Source organism: Streptomyces sp. NPDC020362 (assembly GCF_040642095.1).
Taxonomy (GTDB): Bacteria; Actinomycetota; Actinomycetes; order Streptomycetales; family Streptomycetaceae; genus Streptomyces.
On record NZ_JBFAET010000283.1, the window covers coordinates 1 to 8,923 of the forward strand.

An 8,923-nucleotide genomic window follows, 5' to 3' on the forward strand; every position below is an offset into this window, starting at 1 on the left:
GCTCTCGGCGCCGTCCCGTCGGTGCGGCTCAGAGGCAGTAGCGCACCAGCCACTCGTCCGCGCTGTACCGGTCGCGGGCCGGGTCCGGCAGAGTCGCCGGCCTGGTCTCCACCATGTCCTCCGGGTGTATCCGCTCGGGCAGCCGACTGAAGCGGCCGGGGCGCGCCGTGCCGGTCCCCTCCGCGGCCTGCCGGGGCGTCTCATGGAGTTCCGTGCGGTGTGCCATGTCGTCCTCCCGTCCTCGCGGGCGTCCCCCGTCGTCAGTCAGAACGCCCGCACGCACCCGTTGGTTCCCGGCCACCGCCGGGCCGAACCCCTCAGGCGCCACACGACCTCAGGAACCTGCGTGTGCGGACCGCGATCGGCAGCGGTTTGTCCGGCTCGCACGGGTACATGTCCTGCTCCACGATCGCGAACAGCTCCACGCCGAGCCGCTGTGCCGCCTCCAGTACGGGCCCCAGCTCGGGGACACCGGACGGCGGTTCGCACATCACGCCCCGCTGTACGGCCGGCCCGAACGGCACCTCGTTCGCGACGACCTCGGCGAGGATGTCCGGATCCACCTGCTTGAGATGCAGATAGCCGATGCGTTCGCCGTAGGTCTCGATCAGCTTGACGCTGTCGCCGCCGCAGTAGGCGTAGTGACCGGTGTCCAGGCAGAGGTTGACCAGTTCGGAGTCGGTGGAGTCGAGGAACCGCTCGACGTGCTTCTCGGTGTCGATGTGTGTGTCGGCGTGCGGGTGCACGACCAGGTCGAGGCCGTAGGTCTCCCTGACCTCGTGGCCGAGCCGTTCCATGCCCTTGGTCAGGTGCGCCCACTGCTCGGCGGTCAGCTCCGGCGGCTCCAGGATCTCGGCGGTCTTGTCGTCCCGCCAGAAGGAGGGGATGACGACGAGGTGCCGCGCGCCCATGGCCCGGGTGAGGTCGGCGACCTGGCCGACGTGGGCCCAGGTCTCGTCCCAGACGGACGGGCCGCGGTGCAGGCCGGTGAAGACCGTACCGGCCGACACCCTCAGGTTCCGCCGGTCCAGCTCGTCCGTCAGGCGTGCCGGGTCGGTGGGGAGATAGCCGTACGGGCCCAGTTCGATCCAGTCGTAGCCGGCCTCGGAGACCTCGTCGAGGAAGCGTTCCCAGGGAACCTGCCGGGGGTCGTCGGGGAACCACACGCCCCACGAGTCGGGGGCCGAGCCGACCCGGATGCGGTCCAGGGCAGGGGGGTTCGCCATGTCAGGTGGTCCCTTCGGAGGAGGTCGCCACGGGAGCGGTGAGGTCCTCCTCTTCCGGGAGTTCCTCGACGTCGACCCCGCGCACCTGGGCCAGCTCGTGCTTGAGGGCCGTGAGTTCGGCGCCGCCTGCCATGTGGTTGGTCAGCTCCTCCAGCGTGATCTCGCTGCGCTCGGCGCTCAGTTCGAGGGTGCCGAGGCGCAGGACGCTGAAGTGGTCGCCGACCATGTAGGCGTGGTGGGGGTTGTGGGTGATGAAGATGACGCCGAGGCCGCGTTCGCGGGCGGCCGCGATGTACTTCAGCACGACACCGGACTGCTTGACGCCGAGGGCCGCCGTCGGCTCGTCCAGGATCAGCACCCGCGCGCCGAAGTACACGGCGCGGGCGATCGCCACGCACTGGCGCTGGCCGCCGGACAGGGTGCCGATGGGCTGCTCCAGGTCGTCCAGGACGATGCCCATGTTGCGCAGTTCCTGGTCCGCGGTCTCCTTCATGCGGGCGATGTCCAGGCGGCGTACCGGCCAGGGCCCCTTGGTCATCTCCGAGCCGAGGAAGAAGTTCCGCCACACGGGCATGAGGGGGACGGTGGCGAGGTCCTGGTAGACGGTGGCGATGCCCCGGTCGAGGGCCTCGCGCGGGCTGCCGAAGCGCACCGGCTCGCCGTCCACGAGGAAGTCGCCCTCGGTGTGCTGGTGCAACCCCGAGATGATCTTGATGAGGGTGGACTTGCCGGCGCCGTTGTCACCGAGGACGCAGGTCACCTGGCTGGTTCGGACCTTGAGGTCGACGCCGTGCAGGGCCCGGATGTTGCCGTAGGACTTGCCCGCGCCGCGCAGTTCCACGATCGGGCCGTCCTGGGCGGGAGCGGCGTCCTGGAGTACGGCACCGTGGGTGCCGGTTCCGTTGTCTGTCATCGGGTCCTACCTCCGGGTCGCCGTGCGCTGGACCCACAGATTGATCAGGACGGCGCCGAGGAGCATCACGCCGAGGAACGCCTTGAACCAGTCCGGGTTCCAGCCGGCGAAGACGATGCCCTGGTTCACCATGCCGAACATGAACGCGCCGAAGACGGGACCGATCGCGGAACCGGCGCCGCCGGTGAGCGAGCAGCCGCCGATGACGGCCGCGGCGATGTAGATCAGCTCCTGGCCGACGCCCTCGCCGGACTGCACGGTGTTGAACGAGAACAGGTTGTGCATGCCCACGAACCAGGCGCCGAAGCCGACCAGCATGAACAGCGTGATCTTGGTGAAGTTCACCGGGACACCGACGGCGCGGGCGCTCTCCTTGTTGCCGCCGACGGCGAAGATCCAGTTGCCGTACTTGGTGCGCAGCAGCACCCAGGTGGCCAGGGCCGCGAAGACCAGCCAGTAGAAGATCGTGATCTTCACCTCGACGCCGCCGATGTCGACGGAGGACGCGAAGATCTTCCTGGCCTGGTCGAAGCCGTCCATGTTGCTGATGTCGTCGGTGGCGACGTTGCCGGTGACCCACTTGGTCACGGCCAGGTTGACGCCCTGGAGGATCAGGAAGGTGCCGAGGGTGACCAGGAAGCTGGGCAGCCCGGTCCTGACCACCATCCAGCCGTTGAAGGCGCCGACCGCGAGCGAGGCGACGAGGGCCACGATCACGCCGGTCCACACGTTCACCGTCAGCTGGTAGCTGAGCATGCTCGCGGTGAGCGCTGAGGTGATCACGGCGACGCCGGAGGACAGGTCGAACTCGCCGCCGATCATCAGCAGGGCGACCGGGAGGGCCATGATGCCGATGGTCGAGGACTGGTAGAGGACCGTGGCGATCGAACTGCCCTGGCGCAGCGAGGGCGCGACGATCAGGAAGAAGATCAGGACGGCCACGGCACCGAGGAAGACGCCCACTTCGGGACGGGCCAGCAGCCTGAGGGCCAGGGGGCGCCGTGCGGTGCGGCCGTCGGTCTCCTTGGGGCCGGACGCCGGCGGTCTGCCGACCGCCGGCCCAGCCTGCTGGGTCATGCTCATCACCGGGTGCCCTTCGCGGCGAACTGGGCGACCTGGTCGACGTTGGACTTGTCGACGAAGGCCGGACCGGTGAGCACGGGCTGCTCGCCGCCGCCGCTGTAGTTGCCGTTGTTCTTGTACAGCCACAGGGAGTCGATCGCCAGGTAGCCCTGCAGGTACGGCTGCTGGTCCACGGCGAACTGGATGTCGCCCTTCTTGATGGCGCTGGTCAGCTGGTTGTTCAGGTCGAACGTGGCGACCTTGGCCTTGCTGCCCGCGTCGCCCACCGACTGCACGGCGGTCAGCGCGTAGGGGGCGCCGAGGGTGACGACGTAGTCGATGGCACTGTCCTGCTTGAGCTTGGCCGTGATCGTCGACTTCACGGACGGCATGTCGGTGCCGTTCACGTACAGCGTCTCAGTCGTGCCGGAAAACGTCTTCTTCACACCGTCGCAGCGCTGGGTGAGGCCGATGTTTCCCTGCTCCTGGACCACACAGACGGCCTTCTTGGCGCCGACCTCGTTCAGCTTCTTGCCGAAGGCCTCGCCCGCCACGCTCTCGTCCTGCCCGAAGAACTCCAGCAGGCCGAGCTTCTTCCAGTCGCTGACCCCGGAGTTCAGGCCGACCACCGGTATCTTCGCCGCGCCGGCCTTGCCGACGACGCCCTTCATGGCGTCCGGCTTGGCCAGGGTGATCGCGATGCCGTCGACCTTCTGGTCGATCGCGTTCTGCACGAAGTTGGCCTGATTGCCGGCGTTCGGGTCGGCGGAGTAGATCAGCTTGATGTTGTCCTTGGCGGCGGCGGCCTCGGCGCCCTTGCGGACGATGTCCCAGAAGGTGTCGCCCGGTGACTGGTGGGTGACCAGCGCGACCGTCATCCGCGGGGTGGTCGCCTTGCCCGCCGAGGCGTTCGACCCTCCCTCTTCGGACTTCTTCCCCCCGGAGCTGCTGGAGCAGCCTGCGAGGGTGAGTGCTGCCGCAGCGGCCACGGCCACGACGGGGGCCAGTCTGCGGGAGCGGGAGTGAGAAGAGCGGTCCATCGTTCCTGCACCTCACTGTGCTTCGGGGGAAGGGACGCTGTTGCGTTGGGACGGGATCCAAGTCCCTGCAGAGGCCGCTGTCAATACTTTGTTAAGACATCATTTCACAAGCAGGTCCGAATGTAAGTACAAACCATTGACAGCACCGCCCATCCGCACCTACACCTGGGAGGCATGAGCCACTCGACGAGTGAAGCGACGAGCCGTCTGACCGTCGCCCAGGCACTGGTGCGGTTCCTGTCCGCCCAGTACACCGCACGCGACGGCGAACGGCACCGGCTGATCGCCGGCACGTGGGGCATCTTCGGGCACGGCAACGTGGCGGGCATCGGCCAGGCGCTGATCGAGTACCGCGACGTCATGCCCTACCACCAGGGCCGCAACGAGCAGGCGATGGTGCACGCGGCCGTCGGACACGCCCGCCAGCTCGACCGTCTCTCGGCGCAGGCCGTCACGACGTCCATCGGCCCGGGAGCGACCAACCTGGTCACCGGCGCCGCCCTGGCCACCGTCAACCGGCTGCCCGTGCTGCTCCTGCCCGGCGACTACTTCGCCACCCGCCCGGCCGACCCGCTGCTGCAACAGCTGGAGCATCCGGGCCAGTTCGACATGTCGGTCAACGACACCCTGCGCCCGGTGTCCCGCTACTTCGACCGGATCACCCGCCCCGAGCAGCTCGTCCCGTCGGCGCTGCAGGCCATGCGCGTCCTCGCCGACCCGGCCGAGACCGGCGCGGTCACCCTCGCCCTGCCGCAGGACGTGCAGGCGGAGGCCCACGACTGGCCCGAGGAGTTCTTCGCAGAGCGCGTGTGGACCGTACGGCGGCCCGCGCCGGACCCGGCCGAGCTGGCCGGGGCCGTGCGGGCGATCCGGGCCGCCCGCAGGCCGCTCATCGTCGCGGGCGGCGGGGTCCACCACAGCCGGGCCGAGGAGGCTCTCGAGGCCCTGGCGGACCTGACCGGCATCCCGGTCGCCGCCACCCAGGCCGGCAAGGGCTCCCTGCGCCACGACCACCCGCAGGACGTCGGCGGCGTCGGCCACACCGGCACCGCGGTCGCCGACGCCCTCGCCCGCACCGCCGACCTCGTCATCGGTGTCGGCACCCGCTACACGGACTTCACCACCGCCTCGGGCACCCTTTTCCGGAACCCGGACGTGCGCTTCCTCAACCTCAACATCACGGCCTTCGACGCCCACAAGCTCGCCGCCCGGCCCGTGGTGGCCGACGCGCGGGCCGCCCTGGAGGCGCTCACCGCACAGCTGGCCGGCGTCCGCGTCGACGCCGCGTACGAGGCCGAGTACCGGACCGGCACGGAACGCTGGGAGCAGGCGGTCGAGGCCGCCTACCGGGCCGACGACGAGGACGCCGTACCGACCCAGACGCAGGTGCTCGGCGCCCTGGACGCCGTCGTCGGGGACGAGGACGTGGTCATCAACGCGGCGGGCTCGCTCCCCGGCGACCTGCACAAGTTGTGGCGGACCCGCTCGCGCCGCCAGTACCACCTGGAGTACGGCTACTCGTGCATGGGCTACGAGATCCCGGCCGCGCTCGGCGTGCAGCAGGCCGCCCCGGACACGGTGGTGTGGGCGCTGGTCGGCGACGGCACCTACCTGATGATGCCGACCGAGATCGTCACCGCCGTGCAGGAGCGGCTGCCGGTCAAGCTGCTCCTGATCCAGAACCACGGGTACGCCTCCATCGGCGGCCTCTCGGAGTCGGTGGGCGGCGAGCGCTTCGGCACCGCCTACCGGTACCGCTCGGCCGACGGCACGTTCAGCGGCGCCCCGCTGCCCGTCGACCTCGCCGCCAACGCCGCGAGTCTCGGCATGGACGTCCTGCGCGCCAAGACGGTGCGGGAACTGCGCGAGGCGCTGGCCACCGCCCGTGCGGCCTCAGCCCCCACCTGCGTCTACGTGGAGACGGACACCTCGGGCCGGGCGCCCGCCGCTCCCCCGGCCGAGGCCTGGTGGGACGTGCCGGTCGCCGAGGCCGCCACCCGCGAGGCGGCGCTGCGCGCCCGCGAGGAGTACGACCGCCAGGTCGCCGGCCGCCGCCGGCACCTGTGAACCACCCCGACGTGTCCGCGCTCCGGAAGGAGGTGTCCCGTGGCGAGGACCGGTGACTCCGCTCGTCCCGTGACCGTCCCCACGCTCGACTCCGTGGATTTCGCCCTGGACCGCACCAGTCCGGTGCCGCTCTACTACCAGCTCGCCCAGCAGCTGGAGGCCGCGATCGAACACGGGGTCCTCGCCCCCGGGAACCTCCTGGGCAACGAGGTCGACCTGTCCGTGCGCCTCGGTCTGTCCCGGCCCACCGTCCGCCAGGCGATCCAGTCCCTGGTGGACAAGGGGCTGCTGGTGCGCCGCCGCGGCGTCGGCACCCAGGTGGTGCACAGCCAGGTGAAACGGCCGCTGGAACTGAGCAGCCTCTACGACGACCTGGAGTCGGCCGGGCAGGGCCCGACCACCCGGGTGCTGCGCAACGAACGCGTCCCGGCGAGCGCCGACGTGGCCGCCGCCCTCGGCATCGCGGAAGGCGCCGAGGTCGTCGTGCTGGAGCGGCTGCGCTGCACGCACGGCCAGCCCGTGGCGTTCCTGTGCAACTACCTGCCCGCCGCCCTGCTCGAACTCGACACCGAGCGGCTGGAGTCGACGGGTCTGTACCGGACGATGCGCGCGGCGGGCATCACGCTGCACAGCGCCCGCCAGTCCGTCGGCGCCCGCAGCGCCACCGCCGAGGAGGCCGCGCTGCTGGACGAGAAGGAGGGCGCGGCCCTGCTCACCATGCAGCGCACCGCCTACGACGACACCGGCCGGCCGGTGGAGTACGGCACCCATGTCTACCGGGGGTCGAGGTACGCCTTCGACTTCCAGTTGCTGGTCAGACCCTGACCGTCGCCGGCCGGACCCTGACCGCCGCTGGTCAGACCCGGAAACGGAACCACTCGTGTTCGCACAGCTCCCGTGGGCGCCCCTGCCCCGGGAGCTTCTTTGCCTGCTCTTCAACGAAGTTGCAGGTAACGATGACGATTACGTTTCGGGCAAGACGCCCCCCAGTGCGACCCGAGCTATTGACGCATGAGCGGACATGGGGCTGTTATTACGCCCACGATGTTCGGTCGAGTTGGTTTCTGATCGGTTTCGAGAACCTTTCGTTGATCAACTCATCCCCTTGACCGAACCCTGCATTCCTCAGGAGCCGCCATGCGCCTCTCCCCTTCCGATCGTGCCGTCCCGGGTCCGAGCCGCCGTTCGCTCCTGCGCGGAGCGGGCGGTGCCGCCCTCCTCGCCGGTGCCGGCATACCCCTGCTGTCCGCCTGCGGCGGCAGCGGCTCGTCCTCCGACCCGAAGACCATCACTCTCGGCTCCAACGCCTCGGACGCGGTGCCGAAGAAGGCCTTCGAGAGCGTCTACGCGGCCTACAAGAAGCAGTCCGGCATCACCGTCGATGTGAACACGAAGGACCACAACACCTTCCAGGAGCAGATCAACTCGTATCTGCAGGGCACACCGGACGACGTGTTCAACTGGTTCGCGGGCTACCGGATGCAGTTCTTCGCGGCGAAGAAGCTGGCCACGCCGATCGACGACGTGTGGGCGAAGATCGGGGACAACTTCCCCGACGCGATGAAGAAGCTCAGCAAGGGCGAGGACGGCAAGTACTACTTCGTGCCGCTGACCACGTACCCCTGGGCGATCTTCTACCGCAAGAGCGTCTTCCAGCAGCACGGCTACAAGGTCCCCGCCTCCTGGGACGACCTGGTCGCCCTGTGCAAGCAGATGAAGAAGGACGGCCTGATCCCGATCGCCTTCGGCGACAAGGACGCCTGGCCGGCGATGGGCACCTTCGACCAGATCAACTTCCGCCTCAACGGCTACGACTTCCACGTGCAGCTGATGGCGGGCAAGGCCTCCTGGACCGACCCCAAGGTCAAGGCCGTCTTCGACCACTGGAGCGAGCTGCTCCCCTACCACCAGGACGGCTTCATGGGCCGCACCTGGCAGGACGCCGCCCAGTCGCTCGTGTCCAAGAAGGCCGGCATGTACCTCCTGGGATCCTTCGTGGCCCAGCAGTTCACCGACAAGGCGGACCTGGACGACCTCGACTTCTTCCCGTTCCCGGAGATCAACTCCGCGTACGGCCAGGACACCGTGGAGGCGCCCACCGACGGCTTCATGGTCAGCAAGAGCCCGAAGAACCACGCCGGTGTCGTCAAGCTGCTGGAGTACCTCGGCAGCCCGGAGGCCGAGCAGCTCTACCTGAAGACCGACCCGAGCGTGGTGGCCGCCTCCAGCAAGGCCGACACCTCCGCGTACTCGCCGCTGCAGAAGAAGGCGTTCGAGATGATCAGCAGCGCCAAGACCCTGACCCAGTTCATGGACCGCGACTCGCGCCCCGACTTCACCTCGACGGTGATGCAGCCCGGGCTGCAGAAGTTCCTCCAGAACCCCAAGGGCGTGGACGGCTTGCTGTCGTCGATCGAGCGCCAGAAGAAGCAGATCTTCGCGTCCTCGTGAGCAGCGGCATGACGACCGACATGACGACGAAGACCCCGGAGGCGGCCGCCGTGCCGCCTCCTGGCGCTGCCTCCGCGTTCTTATGTTGTGTTCGCTGCTGATTTGGATAGACAATACCGTCCTGAGTACTACACTGGAGACCCTTGCAGACCCGGTCCGTGGGC

Annotated in this window: 8 protein-coding genes; 3 read left to right on the forward strand and 5 right to left on the reverse strand. The window is 69.0% G+C overall.

The features are described from left to right. Positions 1-28: 28 nt before the first annotated feature. The 5 genes from AB0H32_RS44410 to AB0H32_RS44430 form a co-directional block, all read right to left on the reverse strand. Positions 29-226, reverse strand: a complete 198-nt coding sequence (locus tag AB0H32_RS44410) for a hypothetical protein (protein WP_361134138.1) — start codon at positions 224-226, stop codon at positions 29-31. A 91-nt stretch (positions 227-317) separates the two neighbouring features. Next, complete coding sequence (locus AB0H32_RS44415) at positions 318-1,226, reverse strand: sugar phosphate isomerase/epimerase (protein ID WP_361134141.1); 909 nt, start codon at positions 1,224-1,226, stop codon at positions 318-320. Position 1,227: 1 nt separating this feature from the next. Then, the gene (locus AB0H32_RS44420; RefSeq protein ID WP_361134144.1) at positions 1,228-2,139 is read right to left on the reverse strand and encodes an ATP-binding cassette domain-containing protein; all 912 of its coding nucleotides are present in this window, start codon (positions 2,137-2,139) and stop codon (positions 1,228-1,230) included. A gap of 6 nt (positions 2,140-2,145) precedes the next feature. Next, positions 2,146-3,222: an ABC transporter permease gene (locus tag AB0H32_RS44425; RefSeq protein WP_361134147.1), complete on the reverse strand. Its 1,077-nt coding sequence runs from the start codon at positions 3,220-3,222 to the stop codon at positions 2,146-2,148. Beyond that, the gene (locus AB0H32_RS44430) at positions 3,222-4,241 is read right to left on the reverse strand and encodes a sugar ABC transporter substrate-binding protein (RefSeq protein WP_361134150.1); all 1,020 of its coding nucleotides are present in this window, start codon (positions 4,239-4,241) and stop codon (positions 3,222-3,224) included. The genes AB0H32_RS44425 and AB0H32_RS44430 overlap by 1 nt, the downstream gene beginning before the upstream one ends. Before the next feature lie 174 nt (positions 4,242-4,415). On the opposite strand from AB0H32_RS44430, the gene iolD reads away from it, so the two are divergent. From iolD to AB0H32_RS44445, 3 genes are all read left to right on the forward strand, one after another. Continuing rightward, positions 4,416-6,308 carry a 3D-(3,5/4)-trihydroxycyclohexane-1,2-dione acylhydrolase (decyclizing) gene (iolD, locus tag AB0H32_RS44435; RefSeq protein ID WP_361134153.1) on the forward strand — a complete coding sequence of 631 codons (1,893 nt, stop codon included), beginning with the start codon at positions 4,416-4,418 and terminating at the stop codon, positions 6,306-6,308. 39 nt (positions 6,309-6,347) lie between these two features. After that, positions 6,348-7,133, forward strand: coding sequence for a GntR family transcriptional regulator (locus AB0H32_RS44440; RefSeq protein ID WP_361134156.1), 786 nt, complete (start codon positions 6,348-6,350; stop codon positions 7,131-7,133). Between the two features lie 312 nt (positions 7,134-7,445). Next, positions 7,446-8,759 (forward strand): ABC transporter substrate-binding protein, encoded by a 1,314-nt coding sequence (locus AB0H32_RS44445; RefSeq protein ID WP_361134159.1) that lies wholly within the window; start codon positions 7,446-7,448, stop codon positions 8,757-8,759. The last annotated feature ends 164 nt before the right edge of the window (positions 8,760-8,923 follow it).

What these genes read in the sequence shown, in the direction of transcription:
- AB0H32_RS44410 (WP_361134138.1), bottom strand. Translation starts at nt 226, where the DNA reads ATGGCACACCGCACGGAACTCCATGAGACGCCCCGGCAGGCCGCGGAG.
- AB0H32_RS44415 (WP_361134141.1), bottom strand. Translation starts at nt 1,226, where the DNA reads ATGGCGAACCCCCCTGCCCTGGACCGCATCCGGGTCGGCTCGGCCCCC.
- AB0H32_RS44420 (WP_361134144.1), bottom strand. Translation starts at nt 2,139, where the DNA reads ATGACAGACAACGGAACCGGCACCCACGGTGCCGTACTCCAGGACGCC.
- AB0H32_RS44425 (WP_361134147.1), bottom strand. Translation starts at nt 3,222, where the DNA reads ATGAGCATGACCCAGCAGGCTGGGCCGGCGGTCGGCAGACCGCCGGCG.
- AB0H32_RS44430 (WP_361134150.1), bottom strand. Translation starts at nt 4,241, where the DNA reads ATGGACCGCTCTTCTCACTCCCGCTCCCGCAGACTGGCCCCCGTCGTG.
- iolD (WP_361134153.1), top strand. Translation starts at nt 4,416, where the DNA reads ATGAGCCACTCGACGAGTGAAGCGACGAGCCGTCTGACCGTCGCCCAG.
- AB0H32_RS44445 (WP_361134159.1), top strand. Translation starts at nt 7,446, where the DNA reads ATGCGCCTCTCCCCTTCCGATCGTGCCGTCCCGGGTCCGAGCCGCCGT.